This is a genomic window from Sandaracinomonas limnophila (assembly GCF_004005965.1).
GTDB classification, from domain to species: Bacteria; Bacteroidota; Bacteroidia; order Cytophagales; family Spirosomataceae; genus Sandaracinomonas; species Sandaracinomonas limnophila.
Window position 1 is genome coordinate 174,398 of record NZ_SACY01000005.1, and the last position, 24,029, is coordinate 198,426.

Here is a 24,029-nt window from a genome sequence, read left to right on the forward strand (position 1 = left end):
TACTTTTGCCTCAAATTCCGTCCTATGTTAATCTTTAAAACAAAAAATGATTTAAACCAGTACCTTCTTAATAGGAGAAGATTGGGTGAAAAAATCGGATTTGTCCCCACAATGGGAGCTTTGCACGAGGGCCATCTTTCGCTCATCAATTTATCGAAAAAAGATCACGAAACAACGGTATGTAGCATTTTTATCAATCCGACACAATTCACAAATACCCAAGATTTTGAGAAATATCCGATAACAATTGAAAGAGATATTCAACTATTGAGGGCGTCGGGCTGTCAAGTATTATTTCTTCCAGAGGTTTCAGAAATGTATCCTGAAGGTGTACAGCTTAAGGAAAAATATGAATTAGGAGCAATCGAACATCGCTGGGAAGGAGAATTTCGGCCGGGACATTTCCAAGGGGTTTGTCAGATTGTAGAAAAATTACTTCTATTAGTTGAGCCAGATACTTTGTTTTTGGGACAAAAGGATTTCCAACAAGTTGCTATTTTGAAACAAATGCTGCAAGTAAAAAAAGATTTGCAATGGATTCAAATAATAGCTGGCCCAACACTTAGAGAAACCGATGGACTAGCAATGAGTAGTAGGAATTTGAGATTAAGTCCAGAAGAACGCCTACAAGCAACAAGCATTTATAAAGGATTTCAACAAGTAAAACTTGAACTTTCTAAAGGAGAAAAATCCTTAGATAATTTATGCCAAAATATGGAAAAATTATTATTGGCAAATGGATTTTCAAAAGTGGAATACATTGCATTTGTGGAACCCGAACAAATGGTAAAAATTGACAAAATACAAGACAAAATGGTTTTGATTGTTGCGGCACATTTGGGAGAAGTGAGATTGATAGATAATTACCTTTTTAGATCATGAGCATTCATAAAGAATTCAAAAAAATTACTACTCAAAGCCTTCAAATCATGAAGTCGCGCGGTGAAAAAATCTCTATGTTAACTTGCTACGACTATTCGATGGCAAAAATATTAGATCGCTCGGGAATTGATGTTTTGTTGGTGGGCGACAGTGCAAGCAATGTAATTGCAGGTCATGAGACTACCCTACCTATTACATTAGACCAAATGATTTACCATGCGCAATGCGTAGTCAGAGGAAGTGAAAGAGCATTAGTAGTTGTTGATTTGCCCTTTGGATCATACCAAAGCAATCCTGAAATTGCCTTAGCTTCTGCAATAAGAATTATGAAAGAAACAGGAGCGCATGCCGTAAAAATGGAAGGTGGTTTAGAAATAATTGACAGTATTAAAAAAATAGTTGGTGCTGGAATTCCTGTAATGGGACATTTAGGTTTAACTCCCCAAAGCATTTATCAATTTGGTACGTATGCAGTAAGAGCAAAGGAGAAAGAAGAGGCAGATAAATTAAAAATTGATATCGAATTATTGCAAAATGCAGGTTGTTTCTCTATTGTATTAGAAAAAATTCCCGCAGAATTAGCAAGGGAAATCACAAACACTTCTCATGTACCGATTATTGGTATAGGTGCGGGTCCTGCTTGTGACGGTCAAGTTTTGGTTGTCCACGACATGCTGGGACTCACGAATGATTTCCACCCCAAATTTGTACGCAAATACCTCAATTTAGAAGAATTAATGGGTAATGCAGTGAAAAGTTATATTGATGACGTTAAATCAAGCCAATTCCCAAATGAAAAGGAAGGGTACTGAGGAAGGAGAATGGTCAATTTTATCAAATTACTTTTATAAAAAACACTTAAATTGCAGGGGGTAAGGGGAATGCATTTCCCCAACTGAAAAAATATTTTATTTCCAATCAATAAACTTATAAATTTTCACTTTCCACTTTCAACTTTCAACTTTTCACTTAAGCAGGTTTTCTTCGTTCGGAAATATTACCGTCGGAGTAAAGGTCTTAGCCAGCTCAAAATCCATAATACCATAAGAAATAATAATCACGATATCACCTACAACTGCTTTTCTTGCAGCAGGACCATTCAGACAAACAATTCCAGACCCACGCTTTCCTTTGATCAAATAGGTTTCTAATCGTTCACCATTATTGATGTTCACAACTTGGATTTTTTCGTGTTCTACCATATTGGCAGCATCCATCAAATCTTCATCTAAAGTAAGGCTACCAACATAGTCAATATTGGCTTCAGTTACTTTTACACGATGAACTTTTGACTTTAAAATTTGAATTTGGTACATGAATGCCTTAATTTAGGGCACAAATATAGTAGAAATGATTCTATGTTTTGATTTTGGAAACACAATAAAAAAATATGCCTTCATTGAAGGTCAAGAAATTGTACTTTTAGGACAATTACCTTCATTTAATCTAGATGAAATTTCTGAAATCCTAAGAAATAAATTAATTTCAAAAATTATAGTATCGAGCGTAATTGATATCCCTGATGAATTCGTTGCATTTTTAAGAACTATTGGATCTTTACAAATTCTTTCAAACTCAGATTTAAATCCAAAATTCTCAAGGTCTGATTATAATTTGTCAACTTTAGGAATCGACAGAAAATTACTTGCTTTGGGTGCAATACATACCTATCCGAATCAAAACATATTGATAATTTCCTTAGGCACCTGTATTACTTATAATTTCATATCAAATGAGGGTGCATTTGAAGGTGGAATAATTAGTCCAGGATTAGCTATGAGAGCGAAGGGCATGCATGAATTTACTGATCAACTTCCTCTGGTAGATTGGCAAAAATTTAAAACTGATACTTTTTTTGGCAAAAATACCGCTGAAAATTTATATCATGGAGTTGTTACTGCTGCTTGCTTAGAAATTGAGGGATTTGTTCAGAAGTTTAAATTTCAAACTCCCAATTTACGCATTCTACTTTGTGGCGGAGATGCTGAATTTATCCATTCCAAATTAAAGTTAGGCGAACTAGTTATTGAACAAAACTTACTTTGGAAAGGGATGGTTCAAACATTTTAGTTATTGACATCAAATTCCTTTTTCACATTTGTTGCCAACAATCTACCCTCTTGTACCTGATACAAATTTGCAAGATATCGACCATTGGGCAACATTTTAAATGGAACTCCACCGCCTGTCTTACGTACATAAATATGAAATGGATCCTTTAATTGTTTTCGGTAATCTGTTTCTTGAAAATGAATTGTAAATACAATGGGCTGAATCGATGGGCTTCTAAATACTAAATAATAGGAATCTTCTGCCCGATTTGTTTTTAAACTTATGTTTGGCGAATCAAAGGAAATATGATCCTTTTCCACATTCCAATTAAAAATAAAATCCGTTGACACAAAACCATCCACTTTTTTAGCTTTCAATTTTTGATAAATAGTTTCTAGATTATCCGGAAGCTTGTAAAAGTTTTGGGAAAAACTGATTTTTATTACATCATTATAATACTTTCCAGCGCTGGGAAGTGAAGCTGTAAAATTTACTAAAGGTTTAGGTAACTCATTTGGCTTAGTCAAGGTTGGTTTAGTCAAATCAGCTTTAACTCCATTTGGATAATGAAAATAAAAATCACGTAGGTTTCCTCTATCCGAAATAGCTGCAGCAAAATTTCCGTGATTAAAATTCAATAGCTCAACCGAATGAAAAAAGTAAGAAGCTACAAAAAAGAAAAAACTAAACATTGATGCGAAATAGAATCCTATTTTAGTATCCAAACGTGGGATTAAAGTCAATAAAATACTACTTAAAATCAAAAAATGATTAATTCCATACCTACTTTCAAAAACCGATTCCAAAGGCAAATTTGCTCTACTCAATGAATACAAACCAACGGTAAACAAAATAAACAATTGAATGGAGCCTAAAAACAAATACCATGAATCTTCTTTATATTTTGTAAATGCATTTACCAATTGCCAAACAATAAGGCTGGCTATTAATACCCCTAAAACAATAGCCAATGGAATTCTAAAAGATGCGGAAGGTGGTAAATTAGTAGCAGAAAACGCGCCCAAATAGGCAAAACCTGTTAAAAACAACTCCTTAATTAACAAAATATTGGCCAACATACTGTTTCTATGTACGGGTTTTTCATATCCATACATATATAGTAGAAACAAAATAATCCCTGCAATTGCCCAAATTAGCCAATCCTTTTTTGAATATTTCTTCAATAAAGGAACCGCAGCAACAAACAATAAAAATCCATTTCCACTCGTAAAAATGGCCATTGCCCCAAAAAACAAAGCATAATAAATGGATTTTTGATAGTATAATAAGGCTAAAGTCAAAACCACAAAAAACACAACAGAATTGTGTTGTAAGGCGCTCATTGGCCAATAAAAATTGTGATAATAGCTTGCGTTAAATAGTAAAAAGGAAACCGGAATTGCCCATTTACTATTAACCTTCGAATCTTTCAATACGCTTAAAAATATCATTAAAATACCCAACGACCCCAAAATTCCGATGAGATTAAAACTGGTATAATTGATAGTTTTAAATAACCAAAATTGGGTCAAAGTAATAAGTGCCACAAAACCCTCCCTGTGTTCGTTACACTGTGCAAAAATCAAACCTATTTTGTCTAAAAATCCATCATTTCCATAAAAAAAACGAAGAACTAAACCATTGATAGCCGACCAATCATCGGCAAAGGGAACATTAGCCTGAAAGGTGAAAAAATAATTCAGTGTAAAAAGGAAAGGCAAAAAGATTAGGAAATAGTGGAAATATTTTTTCATTATTTTGCTTAAAATGAATTATTTTCGTTCAATTTAGAGATTGTTTATTTAATATTTGGCAAAATTAATGAAAAATATACCAGCTTTAGATGGGATTCGGGGATTAGCGATACTTTTGGTATTAATTTTTCATTGGTTCCCGAGCACTCATTGGATTAACGCCATCCCCAACGGACCCATCGGAGTTACTCTTTTCTTTGTTTTAAGTGGATTTCTAATCACGCAAATCTTGTTAGTCAACAAAGTAAAACATTCATTTTTGACCAATTTAAAAAACTTTTTAGCCCGAAGAGCCCTACGAATTTTTCCGATTTATTATGCGATTTTAATCGGTTTATTCTTTCTGAAAAAATTCCACATCGAGGTTCAAACGGATCTATACGAAAATCCCATCCCTTATTTTTTGTATGTGTATAACCATTTGCTCGAAAGCACACATAATTGGTCTGATCAACTTTCACCTAATTGGTCATTGTCTGTCGAGGAACAATTTTACTTGTTTTGGCCTTTGCTAATTTTAGGTATTCAAAAAAATAAAACCATTATTAAATTTATCCTCGCTAGTCTTCTTTTGGGTATAATTTTCAGATATTATTTCATTCAAATCCAACACGGAATTGGGGTAATCATGCTTACCTGTATCGATTGTTTTGCTTGGGGTGCACTACTCGCCTATTGTAAAATTGAGAATATTAGTTTGGAAAAACTATTCAAATGGTTGCTACTTCCCGTTTTTGTCATTTGGATTTACATTTGCACCCAAACGACTGATCAGGATTTAGTTAAAATTCTATTTTTCAGAACTAGCACAGCATTTTTATCAGCTGCACTGATTTTTTACGCTTTAAAATCTCATATTTTATCTACCATTTTTTCTTTTGCACCACTTACCCAAATCGGAAAAATATCTTACGGAATTTATTTATTTCACATGGTCATTCCTGATTTATTCTTTATTGTTTTAGGTAAATTTCACATAATCCTCCCAGAAATAATAAGCCCGTGGATTTCCGCGGGCGTATTGTTTACTTTTGCATATTTTTCTTTTTACTTCATTGAAAAACCAATTTTGGGATTAAAAAAGTATTTTGAGTAAAAATTAATTAGATTCTAAATAATGGTCTATTTTTTCCAACAAAGGTTTAGTTTTCTTTTTAACTCTTAAATAATTAAGAAAAGAAAGTTTTTCTAAAGTTACTTTTTGGCCCAAATAATTACCCAATTTTTCTTTCACCTTATCATCCAAAACAGTTTGAATTATTTTAGAATCAATTTCAGGAGTATACTTTTCAAATAATTGAGGATTCTCAGGATTGATTTTCATTATGCCCGAGTAAATCTTATTTCGAAACATTCGCAATGTCATTTCTCCCGGAAAATTTTCTACGATAAAATGATATAATTCTTTCCACTGGGAAGTTTCCTGATCAAATGCCCTCATTTCAGCCATATCTGCTTCTATTTCATACGATGTAATATCCTCAACTAGCTGTTTATCACGAATTAAGCGAAGTGAACCCGAATTTTTCATTAATTCGAAAATTCGCTTATCATTGGAAAATCTAAACAAGAACATATCAATTGAATCTGCAATTTCAATAGAAGAAATCTTTTGATGTGTAAGTAATTTGAAGCTCAAGCGCTCATTCACTTGCAAGGGCTTTAATCCTGCATTCATCAGACTATCGATAGTCTTTTCATTCCGAACGACCTCCGTTCGAAACAATTCTAAAAATTCTTTTGCGCGTTGATTCTCTATTTGGTGTTCACGCAAATTCTCAGCAACAAATCCCAATGTAACTGCAGCAAAAAGCATAATAAATTCCGTCAAATACTCCTTGAGTTTTTTAGGAATATGATGTGGGTGATGTACTTCCATCCTAGGTTACTTCTATTTACCAATACTCCCCCATGCCAAATGTCTAAATTGTCCATTATGACCATGTGGATCTGGGGTATATTGTGTTAAAACGATAGCAAACATTTTTTCGGTACGGTCCATCCAAAAATGGGTATTGAAATAACCTGACCAATAATAGGTTCCGGCCGACATCAATTTAAACTTCGAAAGACGTTCCGGAAAGATAACAACCGACAATCCGGCAGCAATTTTTGAAGAAGTACCTTGGGCAACCATGTCCTTTGTATCTACTTCAAAAAGAGTTCTTTCAATCATTTCAACTGTTTTTTTACTTAAAATTCGAGCTCCATCCAATTCTCCTTGATTCATTATCATTTGTAAGAACCGCGCATAATCTTGTGCGCAACTAATCATATCTGCCCCACCCATGGCCACATTCGTATTGGTTGCCTTGTAATAATCCATCGAAACGGAAGCTGGGGCACCCATGTATTTCTTTAAATACCCATCATCATATACGTCAAATCCTTTTTCTCCTGGTGTATATACCTGAGCCAAGTTTTTCCATTCTTCCTGCGGTAAACCATAAAATGTTCTCGACATCTTCAAAGGCTGAAAAATTTCTTCACGTACAAATTGAGGAAAACTTTTCCCAGTCAATACTTCAATCACTCGACCCAAAACATCCATATTCATCCCGTAAGTCCAGCTTTCTCCCGGCTCATGAGTTAAAGGCAATTGGGCCAATTTTTTAATTTCTTGTTCTAAAACAACACCATAACCGTTTTTAGGAAATGCAGCTGCCAAAGGATTTTTCATATAACCTTCACGACCTTCTGATGTGAATTGCGGATAAACAATTCCTGAAGTATGTGTAAACACATGCTTCATCAGAATTTTGTTTTTTGCAGGCTTGGTAATAAACTTCCCTGCTTTTGTATCATATTTTATGAAAATAGTTGGCTTAGCAAACTCTGGCAAAATTGTTTCCAAAGGAGTATCCATGGTAAACAAGCCTCTTTCGAAAAGTTTTAGAGCCGCAACAGTGGTTACAAATTTCGACATACTTGCCATACGAAATAAATGATCCATACGCATGTTCTCACCTGTTTCAATATTCGCCTTACCACTCGCCTGTTGAAAAACAACTTTCCCGTTTCTGACAATCATAGCCACGGAACCGGGTATTTTTTTATCTACTGGTGCTTGATTTAAAAATCCAGAAACCCGCTGAAGTCCTTCTTTGGTTAAACCCTCTTGAATGGGGTCCCCTGAAGGTAAAAATTGAGCAAAAGTTTGTACGACTACAAACAATAAAAGTGCAAGAGTTGTAAATTGTTTTTTCATATTTATAGATTAAAATTTCCCAAATATTTCCTCCAAAGCTGTAAAGCGATAGTCGAATATTTGTTTGAGTTGTTTTTTGATAAATAATGAGGTTGCTATTTCTCCTAAAAATCCAAATGGAGCTTTATAGCTGACAATGTCAAGCATTTCAACACCCCCATCAATGGGTTTCAAATGATGTTCATGATGCCATAATTGATAGGGACCTACTCTTTGTTCATCTACAAAATATTGCAGCTCTTTCACATGAGTAATTTCTGTCACCCAATTCATTTTTATTCCAAGCATTGGACTTACTTTATACGAAATAATCATTCCTGGGTACATTTTTTCCTCTTTGGGCATCTTAACAATATCAAAACCCATATAATCAGGTGTTATACGTTGAAGATTTTTAGGAGATGACATAAAATCCCAAACGGTTTCGAGATTTGCTGGAATTTTTTGAGTTTCAATTAATTGATGCATAATTTATTTTAAACTTTTCATAACCCACGTTTTAAAATCATTTCTAATTGCAACCGGTGAGGTTGAGGGTCTTTGCATCAGAAAGATAGCAATTAATTCTTGTTTAGGTTCAATGAAAAAAATTGTTCCTGTAGATCCACTCCAATACAACGTTCCGGCTGGTCTAGGGTCTGCACCAATTTCTTTTCGTTTGATGGCATATCCGAAAGTAAACCCATTGTTTTTCAAATCATCTGTTGGAGTAATTGCAGCTTCAATATGCAAAGGTGTTTGATCAGTCTTCATCAGGGCAATAGTAGAAGGCTTGGCAATCCGAACACCATTGTATTCGCCATTTTGAATGACCATTTGACAGAATTTGAAATAATCCCATGCTGTAGAATTCAATCCGCCTGAGCCAGAAAAATAAGTTTTTTGCCCAGAAATTTTAATACTTTTTTCAGAACCTGGATCCAATAATGCTAGACCACCTTTGCCATCAGGCTGGTAATAAGAGGTAAATCGAGGAGCATCTTTAGGTTCTAAAAAAAACTTTGTATCCTTCATTTCTAAGGGGTCCAAGATTCGTTTTTGTACAAAATCTTGAAAGGGCATACCAGAAATAACTTCCACAATTCTTCCCGAAATCAAAATCCCATTTCCATAAATCCAGCCCTCTCCTGGTTCATGAGTAACAGGTAATTTCGCCAAGGTAGATACAAATCCTTTCAAATCACCCTGAAAGGCATTTTTGGCTATTTTATTTCCCAATTCATTCATATTGCCACCATAGGCAGAAGGGTGTCCGTTGGTATGGGTCAAAATATGTTTGATCAACAAGGGTTTGGTGGCAGGTCGAGTTTTATAAATCCATGTGCCATCAATGCTATCCTTTGAGATCAGAATATCCTGCTTAGCATATTCGGGTAAATACTTACTTACAGGATCTTCTGGAGAACATTTACCGTCTTCCATCAACAGCAATAAGGCAAGTGTTGCAATAGGTTTGGTCATTGAGGCCAATCGGAAAATGGCATCGGTTTTCATCGGAATATGGGTTTCCATTTGCGATTCTCCTTGCGATTGAAAATGAACAATCTTGCCTTTTTTAGCAATTAAAGTCACAGAACCGGCCATTTCCTTATTTTGAATGGCCTTCGCAACCTCTTTTTCAAAATCACTTAAAACCGTTGGATTAAAGCCCAATTGTTTAACTTCACTTGGACTAGCAAAATTCGTTTGTGCAAATGCATTACAGAAAGATGCGCTTAATATAAAACTGAAAATTATTCTTTTCATCGGATTAATTATGTTCAAGGTATTGGTCAATTTGTTTTAATAGTGGCTCAGATTTTTTCATTAAATTTTTCAAATTCGAAATACTCAATTTTTGAATTGTACATTTATTTAAAATATAATTCATTAATTCTCGCTTTACCTCATTGTCTATTTTCATTTCACGAACTTTTTTGTCAATAGCTAAGCTATTTTTACCATATAACATTGAATATTTAGGATTTAAGGTCATAATGTATTGGAAGTGTTTATCATTTAACCACCGAATAATAAACTCGGTTGGCATTTTTCTCACTAAAAAATCCCAAAATAATTTACCTGCTGAGGTTTCTTGGTCAAAAGTTCTAAACTCAGCAAAATCAGCATCACTTTCATATGTATTTATCAGCTGAATTAATTTTTTATCTCTTATATATCTCAAAGATCCTGAATTTTTCATCAGCTCAAAAATTCGCTTGTCGTTAGAAAATCTATAAACCATAAGATCAAGTGAATCTGCAATGTATTCATTTGAAATTTTTTCATTTGAAAACATTTCAAAATAAAGACTTTCATTTTTTTGCAGCACGGGAATACCGAATCTTAAAACTGAATCAATTGCATTATTATTACGCACAACCTCACTACGAAACAATTCTAAATATTCTTTTGCTCGATTATTTTCAATTTGATGTTCCCTTAAATTTTCTGCCAAAAATCCCAGCGTTACTGCGGCAAAAAGCATTAAAAACTCCGTTAAATATTCTTTGAGTTTTTTGGGGATATGATGTGGGTGATGGACTTCCATTTCTTAATTGTTAATTGTTAGTTGTTAATTGTAAATTGTAAATTTTTGGAATTGAAGAATATAGGAATTGAGGAATTGAAATAAACTTCATCAATTCTTCTATTCATATATTCTCCCATTCACAAATCATATTTTTCCTTTAAATACTTGCTCAGTTCCAATCCTTCTTTCTCTGTTTTAGCAATTCGATTTACAATATTTAAACTCACTCCATTGATATCGCTAATTCGAATAAGGAGATCATTTTTTACGTCTTCCGAATAATTTTTAACTTTAAGTGATTCACTCGGATATTTAATATGATCTTTTTCATCAATAACTTTATCGTAAGAATTCCCATCCAAAATAAGCGTTAATTTTTGTCGGATATCTTGTTTTTCATGAAACAAATATTCCTCAAGACCCATTGTTTTATTGATATTCAAATAATAACTATTAATTTTTTCAATGGTCTCCAAGTCTTCAATTAAACTCAAACCATTATTTGCAATCATTTGAGAGTAGGTAAAATTGTTTACAAAAACCCCGAAGGACTGGTATCTAATTGCTCTTCGAAAATTCACATACAATGAATTGTCATTTTTTGTAGAATTGGGATTATTTAAAAGCGTTTGAAGGGTGTCTCCAGCCGGAATTAATTCATTTTTATACCAGTCCCAAACCCCATGAACAGTCTTTTGATCCTTTTCCAAATCTTTGATCAAATGCTCAACAATTTCTTTTTCTCTACTTTTTTCTACCATGTGCTCTCTAAATTGCTCTGAGAAAAAGCCCATAGTGACAGCAAAAAATATCATTAAACCTTCTAGAAACAATTCCTTCAAGTCTTTTTTTCCCAATTTGGGATGGTGGTGAACTTCCATTTTTTAATTGTTAATTGTTAGGTGTTAATTAAGGGAATTGAGGAATTGAGGAATTGAGGGATTGAGGGATTCAAGAATTCTCATATTCTCATATTCTTATATTCTCATATTCTTATATTCTTATATTGTTATATTCTTATAATCTAAAATTCATCTCCGAATTTGTCAACTAGCATTTTATCTAAAAGCATGCTCTCTTTTTTTAATTCCTTCAAATGACTGTTGATGTACATCGTTGTATTTACTGGAGAAAGAGCCAGATTTACAATTTCATTTATATCCTTATCATCAGATAATTTTAAAGGACGAACAGAAGTTGGCATTGAAAATCGACGTACTATTGCATTTTTTTGCGACTGGTCTGTTAATTGTTTATTGTTCATTTCATTGACAGTCAATGCATCTAAAATCAAATTTGTTTTCAAGCGAAAATGTAAAAGGTTTTGTTCCATAAAATCTTGTAGAGCTTCAATTCTTCCGATACGTATCTCTACCAATTGAATTTGATGTAAAATTTCTGGATCTTCTATCAAACGTAATCCTCCTGCATTTTTCAACTGCTCCAATCCACTGGATGAATGTTGAAATTCAGACCTAAGAGCTAAGGTTTTGATCAAATAATAAAATTTGGGTAAATCAGTTTGAATCCCTCTTGAATACAATTCAATTAAGTCCTTTGAGATATTTTGTTTAATGGTGTTATATACAGATACCCGTTGAATTTGATTTAAATCCTGTTGAATATCCAAATGAATATTCTTCAGGTATTGTATTTCCCGATGCTTTTCTATTTGATGCTCACGAATATTCTCCGCAAAAAAACCTAATGTCACTGCAGCAAATAACATCAAAAACTCCGTCAAATATTCTTTGAGTTTTTTGGGAATGTGATGTGAGTGGTGGACCTCCATTTTTTTAAATTATGAGTTATGAATTATGAGTTATGAGTTATGAATTAAAGGTTGAAAATTGAAATTTGAAAATTCATAATTCATAACTCATAATTCATAATTAAAAATGATATTTCTCTTTCAGCATTTCATCCAATTCAATTGCATTTTTTTGTAATTGTTTCAAGCGTTTGATTAATGATAAATTGTTGTTATGAACATATAATGCCTTAATTAAAAATTCATTCATTAAAATCTTATTATTCTGTAAAAGTTCTGGATTGCCAGTGGGTCTTAAAAACCTATCCTCAACCCCCTTTGTACTTTTTGCATTAATCATTTGGGCAAATACAACTCCATTAAAAATAGATGACATCTTTTCACGATAATTCATCAATAAATTCTCAGTTAAGGACTGTAGTTCCTCCGTATCCTCTACCATATTTTCATAGGCTTGAATCTTTTTAATTACAGAGATATCTTCTATTAAACGAAGTCCTCCCGCATTTTTTAATTGCTGAAAACCATTTTTTGAGTGATGAAAAAATTCTCGAATCGAATTACTTCTTGCTAAAAAATAAAGGTCATTGGTTTGATTTGGATTAAAATTTGACAATAAACTAATCAGCGTGTCTTCTCTTTTTATTTTTAAATCAAAAATCTCTTTAATGGTTCTGATGGAATTAATATCATTCAATAAATCCTCATGAACAATCTGAATAAATTTCTCTTCTCTTTCTTTCTCAACATAATGCTCGCGCAAATTTTCTGCAAAAAAACCTAATGTCACTGCAGCAAATAACATCAAAAATTCCGTCAAATATTCTTTGAGTTTTTTGGGAATGTGATGTGGGTGATGGACTTCCATTCTTAATTGTTAATTGTTAATTGTTAGGTGTTAATTAAGGGAATTGAAGAATTGAGGAATTGAGGAATTGAGGAATTGAAGAATTGAGGGATTCAAGAATTCTTATATTCTTATATTCTTATATTCTTATATTCTCATATTCTTATATTCTCATATTCTCATATTCTCATATTCCTAAATTTCGCTATTTGGAAAATTCTTCCTTAGTAACTTTATCAATGCCTGTGATTTTATTTTATAATTGTTGTAATAACTTCTATTCGTTATGTTCATCATCCAATCATATCCTCTCAATTTATTGACAGAATTTTTTACAAAACCAGGCGTTTGATAATTAAAAAAATAATCCTTCTGAGAAATTGAACTTGGATAGGTTTTTAAAATTTGTAAAAACTTATTCCTTGGCATGCCTTTTCGGTGCGGATCTGCATAAGACATTTCTACATGATCGATGATAAAAGGCTGGATATCGGAATAAAAAAAAGATTTTTCGCGGTCTTGTCTGAATTCAATTTTCTTTAATTCAACATTTAAATCGGATACGGCTTGTATCAATTCATCATTTTTAAAATACCGCAAAGATCCTGAGCTGATAATTTGATTTAAATTTGTCAAACGAAACTCATGGTAACGCCAAACAAAAACTCCTTGAATAACATGATAATATAAAACAGAATCATTCGGTGAAATCCCTTTTGTATCCATGATATCAATTGCCTGATTGATGGATTCCATATCTTCCTTTCGAATTTGTTGAAAAGCATGAAAATCTGTTGAATCTTGAACCAAATCCTTTAACAAAGCTTGCGCCAATTCCTCTGCCCGATGCCCCTCCACATAATGTTCTCTTTGATTTTCGGCTAAAAATCCAAGGGTTACTGCTGCGAACAACATTAAAAATTCAGTTAAGTATTCTTTAAATTTCTTGGGGATATGATGTGGGTGGTGGACTTCCATTCTTAATTGTTAATTGTTAGTTGTTAATTATGGGAATTGAAGAATTGAAGAATTGAGGAATTCAAGAATTAAAATATACTTCAAGAATTCTTATATTCCTATATCCTCATATTCCTATATTCTCATATTCCTATATTCTCATATTCTTATATTCTAAATATCATAATTCTTTACGTTTTTATTTTCAATCAATTCAATCAACTGTTCACCTTCTTTGCGTAGTTTTTCTTCAAAAAACATGACCACATAATTCGATTTATCCATCCCGAAAAAATGGGTCATCATTTCATTCAGAAGAGTCGGATCATTACTGACAAATGTTGGATTCCCTTGTGGTATGAGTGAACTATTATAATTACTAACCTTAGCACCTGAATACCTGATTAAAACACGTGCATCTAATACTTTAGCATTAGAAAGTTTATAATTTTCGAAATACCACATTTCACCTTCTTGGAATTTTTCCAAGGCTGCAATAGAATTTTCGTAGTGTTGAATAGCTTTTATGATTTCTCGATTGCGAATCATCCGTAAACCACCCGCATTTTTTAATTGCTGAAATCCAGCGTCTGTCCTTTCAAACAAATACCTTACATGTAACCTGCGAGCATTATAATAAAATGGACCCGAATCTTTTTTAAAAGATTCATCCATATAGATTTTTGTCAGTTGATTACAAATATCTGCGCGAACTTTTCGATTGTACATATTCGAATCAATCATTTGAATATCCATTTTGATATCTTGAACAATTAATTCCAAATATTCTTGTTCTCGCACTCCTTCTATGTAATGTTCGCGAAGATTCTCCGCAAAAAATCCAAGTGTAACCGCTGCAAACAACATTAAAAATTCAGTTAGGTATTCTTTAAATTTCTTGGGAATATGATGTGGGTGATGGACTTCCATTCTTAATTGTTAGTTGTTAATTGTTAATTGTTAATTATGGGAATTGAAGAATTGAAGAATTGAAGAATTGAGGAATTAAAGAATTAAAATATACTTCAACAATTCCTATATTCTTATATTCTTATATTCCTATATTCCTATATTCCTATATTCCTATATTCTTAAATAATCAAATATAAAAAAGAGTATTCCCACTACTAAAAATGAACCTTGAGATTTTGTCCATTTTTAAATACATTTTGTCCAAAAAATCCTAAAACTACTTTTTGTTGTTACGAATATATCTTCGAATGATGATGACAACAACAGCTAGAATTCCGAATAAAATAGGTAGTGACATGGTGTTCGATTTAGGTGTTTGAACTTTCTTTAAAATAAAAGCTTGGGTTTACTCCCACATATTTTTTAAAGGCAGCGTAAAATGTAGACCTGTTTTTAAATCCACTTGAGTACATGTAAGATTCCAAGGTATATTGTTTGTAATCGTCCATATTACTCAAAAAATAATGAATTTTGAGCCGATTGATAAATTCTACAAATGATATACCGTACAATTTTTTAATTTCTTTAGATAACTTTTGTTCGTGTATGGATAATAAGTTAGCACATTTTTGAAGATCAAAATCACTATCCAAAAAACACTTCGTCTCTTTCACGGTAGCATCTAATTTAATGGCTTGGGCATCTTCTGAAAATTCATTTAACAAGATAGGTAAAAAAGATTCAATACTAGGCAATTTAAATTCTTTATTGAGGTTCTGAGGAATGATACAACCATCCATGTTTTCCTGAATATCTGGAGTTGCCACAAAAAAGGAATACACGCAAATGGACAAAATACATTTCAACAATTGCGAAGGGTCATCCAATTTAGCATAGAAATTCAAATTCAAAAATTGAATCAATTGCAAAATGTAGAAAATAAAAAACCAGAAACACAATACCTTTAACCACTTTAAAGTATTCTTATTTAAATATTTAAAACTTTCACCGTATTCTTTTTGCTTTTGCAAAATGTAGTAAAATAAATAAGCAACATAAGCCAAACAGATAATGATGGAAGTAGGCTGCAATGTTTTGGCTGGGAAAAAACCCACATTTCTAACTAATAAATGAGTAGAATTTTTATAGAATCCATTCAAAATATTAATTTTTTCTTGGTCGGGCAACATCAGATCTGGCATAATAGCCATAAGAACGAGTAAAGGAAAAACCAAATGCAGCGCATGAATTGGTTTTAGTTTTTTAGTTGGATTCAACATTTTCCACACATAAAAATAAAAAGCTGCGGGGAATAAGGCTCGAAAGAAATTGGGAGAACGATAAAGAAAGAGCATGTGCAAAATGTGACGTGAAGTCAGGCCATACACATAGAATTCCAAATAAACGATGGAAAAGACAATCGTAATTAACAAGAAAAGCGTAAATGAAAGCTTAAAACGAGTTAAAATGTATCCTATAAATAAAAGTCCGGTTGCACTTGTGAGGAAGGACATATAAGGTACAAAATCTGACATAATTTAGAGTAGTAAGTAAATGCAATTGAATATTAGACAAAATTTATAAAAAAATGGACAAAAACAACACCTTTTAAAATATGTTTTTATTAAAAAATAGAAAAAATTGCAATCGAAACAATTAAAAAAAACTTATGAAAAAAATAATCGCAACATTTGTATTAAGTCTGTTTGTAATAACAGCATTTTCACAGTCAGCTACTTTTAATTTTCAATATTATAAAGTAAAGCCTGGTCATAGAAAGGCATTCAATGATGCTATGAAGTCCCACACGGCAAAATTCAGGAAGGCTGGAACTCCGCAGGCATGGGCACTTTACAATGTAGTGGGTGGTTCTCATCACAACGAAGTAATGGCCTTGTACAATTTAGGTATTTCTTGGGCTCAACGAGATGAATTAACTGGAGGTACAGAAGAGGCCATGCAGGATTTTTATTTAAATGTTTCTCCACATACAGAGGGAGTAACAGCAGGAGAAATCATAACTTATCGCCCAGAATACAGCAATGCTTCTGTGAGCGACAGGAGTGCTAAAATCCGAACAAATATGATCACTTTGAAATATCCAGTAGCCACTGAATTTTGGGATGTTGTCAAAAAATTAACTAAAGCTTGGGATAAATTAGGTGCCAAAATTGCCACTTATTCTACTTCCGGCAAACCAAGAATAATTTTCACTCGTCGATTCCCAAATGGCTGGAAAGAATTGGATACGGAAGGTAAAATCAAAGATGCCTATGATGAGATTTATGGCAAAGGTGCTCATGAAAAAGACATGGCTATCATGCGAAATCACATCATTGAAAATGAAATCATGTATATGACTATGCAACCCGATTTGAGTTCGAAATAAATATATCTACAATCCTAAAAACCCTCTAATATTCATTTTAGAGGGTTTTTTTGTTGTATTAGGAATTAGGGAAAGAACAATCTATTTTTATCCTGTAATTTTCTAATAATATGATTCTTTTGAAAAAGAAATTCTTACTAAAATGTTTTAAAACATTATTCCTATTGCTTGGCTTTTTAATTTTTTCATTTGATAGTACCGCCCAACGACCTAACATTGTTTTAATTTTAGCAGATGATTTAGGATACGGTGATTTGGGAGTTTTTGGAAATCAAATCATCAAAACCCCTCATTTAGATAAAATGGCTTCTGAGGGCATGAAACTTAACCAATTTTATGCGGGAAGTACCGTCTGCACCCCATCTAGGAATGCATTGATGACTGGTCAGCATGGAGGACATATTTACCTCAGAGGAAATTCTGAGAATGCACTTCGAACACAAGACAGTACCTTCGCTGAAAAATTAAGAGCTAATGGCTATCAAACTGCCTTATTTGGCAAATGGGGCATTGGCGACATCAACACTGAAGGCGAGCCCTATAAAAAAGGATGGGATACCTTTTATGGATTACTTCATAATGTGGAAGCACATTTTCAATTTCCAAATATTGCCTGGAAATCTACTCCCAACTCTCCCCAATTGCAACGAGTTTTAGCTCAAGGTAAAGAAGGCTTTGGTTGTAATTTTATCATGGACAGGGCCATGGAATGGTTGGAAAATCAAGGAAACAAGGATCCATTTTTTGCCTTTATCTCTTTACCCATTCCGCATGCAGAGTTAATGCCGCCCAATAGCGCATTAAGTACCTACACGAAGCCCAATGGTGAAAGTATTTTCGAGGAAAAACCGTATAAAGGTAGCCATTATGGCTCTCAGTCAATGCCAAAAGCTGCTTATGCGGCATTGGTAAGCCAATTGGATACCTACGTAGGACGAGTATTAACTTTTCTAAAGGAAAAAGGATTAGATAAAAACACCTTAGTCATTTTTACCTCAGATAATGGTACACATATAGAGGGAGGTAGAACAGCTGCCGATGTAGCATGGATGCAAAGTTCAGGAAAATTAAAAGGTAATAAACGTGATTTGTTTGAAGGAGGAATTCGAGTTCCTACCATTTTATGGGGAAATGGAGTGAGTCGCAACTCAGTTAATCCGACCATCGGTGCATTTTATGATTTATATCCAACCTTTTTGGAATTGGCAAAAATAAAATCAACTAGTAAGAAAGATGGCATTTCTCAAGTACCTTTTTGGTTTAATCAGCAAATGGCCCCTGAAAGACCCATGTATTGGGAATTTCATGAGAGTGGATTTTCCCAGGCAGTCCGTTGGGGAAAATGGAAATACATAATGCAGAAAGACAATTTGGGCAAGGAAGTAGAATATTTATTTAATTTGGAAGCAGATCTAGGCGAGACTCAAAATTTATCTACAAAAGAAGCAAGCAAATTAGTTCAGATGAGAAATCAAGCAAAATCGATGCACCAAAAGTCCTTGATAGATGATTTTAAGCTAAAAGAGGAAAAAGGGAAATAGGAAAATTTGTTACTAATTTGGTTACTGCAAAATGAATTGCAATAAAAAACCCCTCTAGGATTAACTAGAAGGGCTTTATTCAATTTGAGTGTGGTCGCGTAGGGATTCGAACCCCAAACCTTCTCATCCGTAGTGAGATGCTCTATCCAGTTGAGCTACGCAACCATTTTCCCGTGTTGGGACTGCAAAGGTAGGAAAAAAAGTGAAAAGTGAAAAGTGGAAAGTGAAAAAAAATAATTGTTAATTGTTAATTGTTTTTTTATTCTCTAATTCTCGGATTCACCGAATCTAGGATTCCCAAATTCATAATTAACAATTAACAATTTACAATTAACAATTAAAAAAAGGTTTCCTCTTCTCCAAAAACGCCTGAACCCCTTCGACAAAATCTTTCGAAAATCCAGCTTGACTTTGCGCTTCGGCCTCAGAGTTTAAAGTCTCCTCCAATGTTTGCAAATGCGCTTTTTGAAGTCCTTTTTTGATTAATCCAAGAGCTAAACTGGGTTTCTCCGACCACTCTTTACCAATTTCTAGCAAGCGATTCTCCCAATTTTCATCAGATATGACCTCTGAAACAATCCCTAATTCTTTAGCTTCACTCGCCGAAACTTTTCTACCTGTACTTGCTAATTCGAAAGCTTTGTGATATCCCAAACTTTGAACCAAAAACGACATACTACCCGCATCAGGCACCAATCCGATTTGAATAAATAACTCCGAAAAATAAGCAGAATCTTTTGCCACCAAATAATCACAAGCCAAAGCTAAACTGCATCCTGCACCGGCTGCGGGACCGTTTATCGCCCCAATTACCGGAATTGGCAAATTCCGTAAGGCCATCACCATAGGGTTATACGTTGCACGCAGAACCTTACCCAAATCAGGTTCCGAAATTCCAGATTTTAAATCAGCTCCCGAACAAAATGCATTCCCCTCTCCCGTTATGATTAAAGCCCGAACTTTATCATCGGCTTGTGCCTTTTCGGCTACTTCTCTTATTTGATAAATCAAGTGCGCATCCAAGGCATTATACACCTCCGGACGGTTTAGTTTGAAGATCCAGAAATGAGTATGAGTATGAAGCATTTTAGGGTTATGGGTTATGGGTTATGGGTTATGGGTTATGGGTTATATTTGACCTCCCCCTTACCCCTCCTTCAGAAGGAGGGGTAAGGGGGAGGTCAAGTTGATTTTCGAAGTCTCGCCACCGGAATCCCCATCTGCTCTCTGTATTTAGCTACGGTTCTGCGTTTTACTACGAAACCACGCTCTAATAATAATTCTTCGAGCTGTTCGTCTGAATAAGGGTCATCGCCAGGTTCAGATTCGATGATTTCACGTAAAATATTTTTCAATTCACGAACTGAAAAATCCTCACCCGAGGCATTGGTGATTCCCTCTGAAAAAAAGTATTTCAATGGATAAATCCCGAAATCCGTTTGAACAGATTTGGAAGAAACAACCCTTGAAACCGTTGAAACATCCATTTCAATCAATTCTGCGATGGCTTTCATTTTCATGGGCTTTAATTGTGCATCGTCGCCCGACAAAAAGAAGTCGTATTGCAGCTGAACAATACTTTGCATGGTTTTCAACAAGGTCGCATGTCGTTGCTGTATTGCCTGAATGAACCAAGAAGCGGAATCCAATTTATGCTTAATAAATGTAACGGCCTCCTTTACTTCCTTATTTTGTTTATCTCCTTTATCATAAGTTTGCAGCATCTCTTGAAAGGCTCTACTCACCTTTAACTCCGGAGCATTTTTGCCATTTAATTTTACATCTAATTTTCCGGCAGATTGACTTACGATAAAATCAGGTTGAATGATGGGCGCAAAATCACCATCTGTTTGTCCACCCGGACGGGGATTCAAATGGGTAATAATTTGAATCACCTTTTTAAACGCCTCTTCCGACAAGCCTAGCTTCTGCTTTAATTGAGTAAAATGCTTTTTAGTAAATTCATCAAAATACTTCTCAATGATTTCAATCGCCATTTCCATCTCTTCCTCTCCATGCGATTTCCGGTGCAATTGAATCAATAAACATTCCTGTAAATCGCGGGCGGCAATGCCTGGGGGGTCAATTTGTTGAACTTTTTTCAAAACCGATTTTACCTCATCCAAGGTTGTCACAAACCCAATTGTAAATTCAAGGTCATTGACAATACTTTCTAAATTTCTTCGTAAGTAACCATCATCTTCAAGAGATCCAATTAGTTGTTGAGCAATAATTTCTTCCCGTTCTGAATTAACCACAAATCCTACTTGCATCATCAAAAACTCTTCTGAACTCGGCACAACTGCTATGGGCCTCTCCTTTGTTTCTTCGTTCGGGTCATAGGAATCGCCCGCCATTTTATACCCGGCGTAATCATCTTGTAAATAATCGTCCACTTCTAATTCTTCCCTTCCCAAATCTTCAACATTCTCTACTTTTTCCTCCCAATTTTCATCTGAACCCTCCTCTAAAGCTGGATTTTCTTCCAACTCTTCTTCAATCCTGGCTGCCAACTCTGCAGTGGGCACCTGCAACAATTTCACAAACTGAATTTGCTGAGGAGATAGCTTTTGCTGTTGAGAAAGTTTGAGGGTTAGTTTGGACATGAACAAAGATAAGAAAAAGTGAGCAGAATGAGCATAGTGAGCCAGTGAGCAGAGTAGTTAAAGTTTTTACTAAAATTCTCTGCTCACTCTGCTCACTTTGCTCACTTTTTTCGTATTTTTACAGATTAAGTGCCTTTTAAATACGTTTATGCAAATTAAAGAATTACTTCAGCAACAACCGGCTGAACAAGAAGTTATTGTAAAAGCTTGGGTTAGAACCAAGCGAGTGTCCTCATCTGTAGCATTTATTGCCTTGAACGATGGTTCAACAATTCATAATATTCAAGCAGTTGTTGAAGAAAATACAGTTTCAGAAGATGTTTTGAAATTAGTTACAACAGGTTCTTGCGTGGCTGTAACTGGTAAATTAATTGCCTCACAAGGACAAGGACAAGCTGTAGAGGTAAAAGTTAAATCTATTGAAGTTTACGGAACTGCCGATCCAGAAAAATACCCTTTACAACCGAAAAAACACTCTTTGGAGTTTTTGAGAGAAATTGCACATTTGCGTCCAAGAACAAATACTTTCTCAGCTATTTTACGTGTTCGCCATGCGTTGGCGTTTGCTATTCATAAGTATTTCAACGACAACGGATTTTTCTATTTGCATACACCTATCATCACGGGTTCAGATGCAGAAGGTGCAGGAGAAATGTTCCGAGTTACAACATTACCTGCTATTAATCCTCCACTAAATGAGGAAGGAAAGGTAGATTATAAGGAAGATTTCTTTGGAAAGGAAACCAATTTAACGGTTTCTGGACAATTAGAAGGTGAATTGGGTGCTATGGCACTTTCCAAAATATATACGTTTGGACCAACCTTCCGTGCTGAAAATTCAAATACTACTCGACACTTGGCAGAATTCTGGATGATTGAACCAGAGGTAGCATTTTATGAGTTAATTGATAACATGAATTTGGCTGAAGATTTTATCAAATATTTGGTAAAATATGCTTTAGAGAATTGTGGAGATGATATTGCATTCTTGGAGAAGCGTTTGTTAGACGAAGAAAAAACGAAGAAAAAGGAAGAGCAATCGGAAATGTCATTGACTGAAAAGTTAAAATTTGTGGTTGAAAACACCTTTGAACGTTTAACTTACACGGAAGCAATTGAAATTTTACTAAATTCAAAAGCTCACAAACAAAACAAATTCAACTACCCAGTACAATGGGGTATTGATCTTCAGAGTGAGCATGAGCGCTATTTAGTTGAAAAACACTTCAAAAAACCTGTAATTTTAACCAACTATCCCAAAGAAATCAAAGCTTTTTACATGAAGCAAGATGAGGATGGAAAGACGGTACGTGCGATGGACGTATTGTTCCCTGGTATTGGAGAAATCATTGGCGGTTCGCAACGTGAAGATAATTTGGAAAAATTAATACAACGAACCAAAGAAGTAGGAATTCCGGAGGAATCCATCTGGTGGTATTTAGAAACACGCAAATTTGGTTCTGCGCCACACGCCGGATTCGGCTTAGGATTTGAACGTTTGGTATTGTTTGTAACGGGAATGAGCAATATTCGCGATGTTATTCCGTTCCCAAGAACTCCAAAATCTGCAGAATTTTAGAAAATGAAAGAAGCTATCAACGGCATTATTACGCTTTTTAGAGAAGAAAAAAATGCAAAAATTCATGCTTTTTGCACAATTGCAGTCATCTGGTCGGGCAATTTACTAAACTTTTCGAGCGTAGATTGGCTTTGGATTAGCCTAGCAATTGCTGGAGTTTGGACCAGCGAATTATTCAATTCTGCCTTGGAAAGAATCGTTGATTTGGCCTCACCCGAGGTAAACCCCTTGGCTAAAAAAGCAAAAGATTTTGCAGCAGGAGCCGTACTAGTAATGGCCATTTGGGCAATTGCAGTATTTTTTCTGGTAGCAATCCCGAATTTATGGATTATCCTAAACTTCGGAAAAATATAAAACGTATTAAAATATGAAAGAATACGGATCAAGTGTTCAGAAATTGGTGGATTATATTTTAACCCTCCAAGACAGTGAAAAGAGAACCAAATATGCCTATATTTTGGTGGAATTGATGAAACAAATCCATCCAGGTATGAAGGATAACTCACAAGATTATACTAAAAAATTATGGGATGATTTGTACATCATGTCGAATTTCAAATTAGATGTGCAAGGTCCGTTCCCTCCCCCTTCGGCAGATTCAGTTGGTAGAGCACCCAAAAAGGTGAATTACAATCAACATTTTTTGCGTTTTAAACATTATGGAAGAAACGTTGAATTGTTGATTTTACGTGCTATCGCAGAAGAAAAAGAAGAGGAGAAAAAACTATTAGTGACCTACATTGCCCGATTAATGAAGGGCTTTTACGTGACTTGGAACAAAGAATCGGTAGATGATTCGGTAATTTGGCAAAACATTTTAGAAATGTCTGAAAATCGCTTGTCGGCAGTAGTAGAAGAATTATCGCAGGGCAATTTAGGCCATGCAAAAGTAGCCAATAATGCACGTAAAGCATATAGCTCAAACGATTTTGGCTCGAATAATCGCAATCAAAATTTTAGAAAAAACAACAATTTTAGAAACAACAGAAATTTCAACAACAGAAATAAAAACAAGTAAA

Annotated in this window: 24 protein-coding genes and 1 tRNA gene; 9 read left to right on the top strand and 16 right to left on the bottom strand. The window is 34.3% G+C overall.

The genetic code is table 11. The annotated features are described in order from the left end of the window. Positions 1 to 24 precede the first annotated feature (24 nt). Both panC and panB read left to right on the top strand, forming a co-directional pair. On the top strand, positions 25 to 882 hold the full coding sequence (gene panC, locus EOJ36_RS10830; RefSeq protein WP_127805256.1) for a pantoate--beta-alanine ligase: 858 nt from the start codon (positions 25 to 27) through the stop codon (positions 880 to 882). Then, the gene (gene panB / locus EOJ36_RS10835) at positions 879 to 1,694 is read left to right on the top strand and encodes a 3-methyl-2-oxobutanoate hydroxymethyltransferase (RefSeq protein WP_127805258.1); all 816 of its coding nucleotides are present in this window, start codon (positions 879 to 881) and stop codon (positions 1,692 to 1,694) included. Before panC ends, panB begins: the two co-directional genes overlap by 4 nt. A gap of 153 nt (positions 1,695 to 1,847) precedes the next feature. Here the strand turns inward: panB and panD are convergent, their stop codons facing one another. After that, positions 1,848 to 2,198 (bottom strand): aspartate 1-decarboxylase, encoded by a 351-nt coding sequence (gene panD / locus EOJ36_RS10840; protein WP_127805259.1) that lies wholly within the window; start codon positions 2,196 to 2,198, stop codon positions 1,848 to 1,850. Between the two features lie 34 nt (positions 2,199 to 2,232). Between panD and EOJ36_RS10845 the strand changes: the two genes are divergently transcribed. Then, positions 2,233 to 2,952, top strand: a complete 720-nt coding sequence (locus tag EOJ36_RS10845) for a type III pantothenate kinase (RefSeq protein WP_127805261.1) — start codon at positions 2,233 to 2,235, stop codon at positions 2,950 to 2,952. On the opposite strand, the gene EOJ36_RS10850 is transcribed toward EOJ36_RS10845, so the two are convergent. Beyond that, complete coding sequence (locus tag EOJ36_RS10850; protein ID WP_127805263.1) at positions 2,949 to 4,688, bottom strand: NfeD family protein; 1,740 nt, start codon at positions 4,686 to 4,688, stop codon at positions 2,949 to 2,951. The genes EOJ36_RS10845 and EOJ36_RS10850 overlap by 4 nt on opposite strands. A gap of 67 nt (positions 4,689 to 4,755) precedes the next feature. Here EOJ36_RS10850 and EOJ36_RS10855 point away from each other — a divergent pair, with 67 nt between their 5' ends. Continuing rightward, on the top strand, positions 4,756 to 5,784 hold the full coding sequence (locus EOJ36_RS10855; RefSeq protein WP_127805265.1) for an acyltransferase family protein: 1,029 nt from the start codon (positions 4,756 to 4,758) through the stop codon (positions 5,782 to 5,784). A gap of 3 nt (positions 5,785 to 5,787) precedes the next feature. On the opposite strand, the gene EOJ36_RS10860 is transcribed toward EOJ36_RS10855, so the two are convergent. From EOJ36_RS10860 to EOJ36_RS10910, 11 genes are all read right to left on the bottom strand, one after another. Next, positions 5,788 to 6,567: a hypothetical protein gene (locus EOJ36_RS10860; RefSeq protein ID WP_127805267.1), complete on the bottom strand. Its 780-nt coding sequence runs from the start codon at positions 6,565 to 6,567 to the stop codon at positions 5,788 to 5,790. 12 nt (positions 6,568 to 6,579) lie between these two features. Further along, positions 6,580 to 7,896: a serine hydrolase domain-containing protein gene (locus EOJ36_RS10865; RefSeq protein WP_127805269.1), complete on the bottom strand. Its 1,317-nt coding sequence runs from the start codon at positions 7,894 to 7,896 to the stop codon at positions 6,580 to 6,582. A gap of 9 nt (positions 7,897 to 7,905) precedes the next feature. Beyond that, positions 7,906 to 8,364 carry an SRPBCC family protein gene (locus EOJ36_RS10870; protein ID WP_127805271.1) on the bottom strand — a complete coding sequence of 153 codons (459 nt, stop codon included), beginning with the start codon at positions 8,362 to 8,364 and terminating at the stop codon, positions 7,906 to 7,908. A 3-nt stretch (positions 8,365 to 8,367) separates the two neighbouring features. Further along, positions 8,368 to 9,642 (bottom strand): serine hydrolase domain-containing protein, encoded by a 1,275-nt coding sequence (locus EOJ36_RS10875; protein WP_127805273.1) that lies wholly within the window; start codon positions 9,640 to 9,642, stop codon positions 8,368 to 8,370. 4 nt (positions 9,643 to 9,646) lie between these two features. Beyond that, entirely contained in the window at positions 9,647 to 10,426 is a 780-nt protein-coding gene (locus EOJ36_RS10880; RefSeq protein WP_127805275.1) for a hypothetical protein, read from the bottom strand. Positions 10,427 to 10,545: 119 nt separating this feature from the next. Beyond that, positions 10,546 to 11,289, bottom strand: a complete 744-nt coding sequence (locus EOJ36_RS10885; RefSeq protein WP_127805277.1) for a hypothetical protein — start codon at positions 11,287 to 11,289, stop codon at positions 10,546 to 10,548. A 143-nt stretch (positions 11,290 to 11,432) separates the two neighbouring features. Beyond that, the gene (locus EOJ36_RS10890) at positions 11,433 to 12,200 is read right to left on the bottom strand and encodes a hypothetical protein (protein WP_127805279.1); all 768 of its coding nucleotides are present in this window, start codon (positions 12,198 to 12,200) and stop codon (positions 11,433 to 11,435) included. 100 nt (positions 12,201 to 12,300) lie between these two features. Beyond that, on the bottom strand, positions 12,301 to 13,047 hold the full coding sequence (locus EOJ36_RS10895) for a hypothetical protein (protein WP_127805281.1): 747 nt from the start codon (positions 13,045 to 13,047) through the stop codon (positions 12,301 to 12,303). A gap of 174 nt (positions 13,048 to 13,221) precedes the next feature. Beyond that, entirely contained in the window at positions 13,222 to 14,004 is a 783-nt protein-coding gene (locus EOJ36_RS10900) for a hypothetical protein (protein WP_127805283.1), read from the bottom strand. Between the two features lie 153 nt (positions 14,005 to 14,157). Continuing rightward, complete coding sequence (locus EOJ36_RS10905) at positions 14,158 to 14,913, bottom strand: hypothetical protein (RefSeq protein ID WP_127805285.1); 756 nt, start codon at positions 14,911 to 14,913, stop codon at positions 14,158 to 14,160. 350 nt (positions 14,914 to 15,263) lie between these two features. Next, the gene (locus EOJ36_RS10910) at positions 15,264 to 16,430 is read right to left on the bottom strand and encodes a helix-turn-helix domain-containing protein (protein ID WP_127805287.1); all 1,167 of its coding nucleotides are present in this window, start codon (positions 16,428 to 16,430) and stop codon (positions 15,264 to 15,266) included. 134 nt (positions 16,431 to 16,564) lie between these two features. Between EOJ36_RS10910 and EOJ36_RS10915 the strand changes: the two genes are divergently transcribed. Together EOJ36_RS10915 and EOJ36_RS10920 are read left to right on the top strand one after the other, a co-directional pair. Then, entirely contained in the window at positions 16,565 to 17,284 is a 720-nt protein-coding gene (locus EOJ36_RS10915; protein WP_127805289.1) for a hypothetical protein, read from the top strand. Positions 17,285 to 17,448: 164 nt separating this feature from the next. After that, positions 17,449 to 18,825: a sulfatase-like hydrolase/transferase gene (locus tag EOJ36_RS10920; RefSeq protein WP_164847898.1), complete on the top strand. Its 1,377-nt coding sequence runs from the start codon at positions 17,449 to 17,451 to the stop codon at positions 18,823 to 18,825. A 91-nt stretch (positions 18,826 to 18,916) separates the two neighbouring features. Here EOJ36_RS10920 and EOJ36_RS10925 read toward each other — a convergent pair. The 3 genes from EOJ36_RS10925 to rpoN all read right to left on the bottom strand — a co-directional run bounded on the left by EOJ36_RS10925 (position 18,917) and on the right by rpoN (position 21,431). Then, a tRNA-Arg gene (locus EOJ36_RS10925) sits at positions 18,917 to 18,990 on the bottom strand. 165 nt (positions 18,991 to 19,155) lie between these two features. Further along, entirely contained in the window at positions 19,156 to 19,911 is a 756-nt protein-coding gene (locus EOJ36_RS10930; RefSeq protein WP_127805293.1) for an enoyl-CoA hydratase/isomerase family protein, read from the bottom strand. 95 nt (positions 19,912 to 20,006) lie between these two features. Then, the gene (gene rpoN / locus EOJ36_RS10935) at positions 20,007 to 21,431 is read right to left on the bottom strand and encodes an RNA polymerase factor sigma-54 (protein WP_127805295.1); all 1,425 of its coding nucleotides are present in this window, start codon (positions 21,429 to 21,431) and stop codon (positions 20,007 to 20,009) included. A gap of 148 nt (positions 21,432 to 21,579) precedes the next feature. Here rpoN and asnS point away from each other — a divergent pair, with 148 nt between their 5' ends. From asnS to EOJ36_RS10950, 3 genes are read left to right on the top strand one after another with little or no spacing between them, the layout of a single operon-like run. Further along, entirely contained in the window at positions 21,580 to 23,010 is a 1,431-nt protein-coding gene (asnS, locus tag EOJ36_RS10940; protein ID WP_127805297.1) for an asparagine--tRNA ligase, read from the top strand. Between the two features lie 3 nt (positions 23,011 to 23,013). Then, positions 23,014 to 23,364, top strand: a complete 351-nt coding sequence (locus EOJ36_RS10945; RefSeq protein ID WP_127805299.1) for a diacylglycerol kinase family protein — start codon at positions 23,014 to 23,016, stop codon at positions 23,362 to 23,364. A gap of 13 nt (positions 23,365 to 23,377) precedes the next feature. After that, complete coding sequence (locus EOJ36_RS10950) at positions 23,378 to 24,028, top strand: DUF4290 domain-containing protein (RefSeq protein ID WP_127805301.1); 651 nt, start codon at positions 23,378 to 23,380, stop codon at positions 24,026 to 24,028. The last annotated feature ends 1 nt before the right edge of the window (position 24,029 follow it).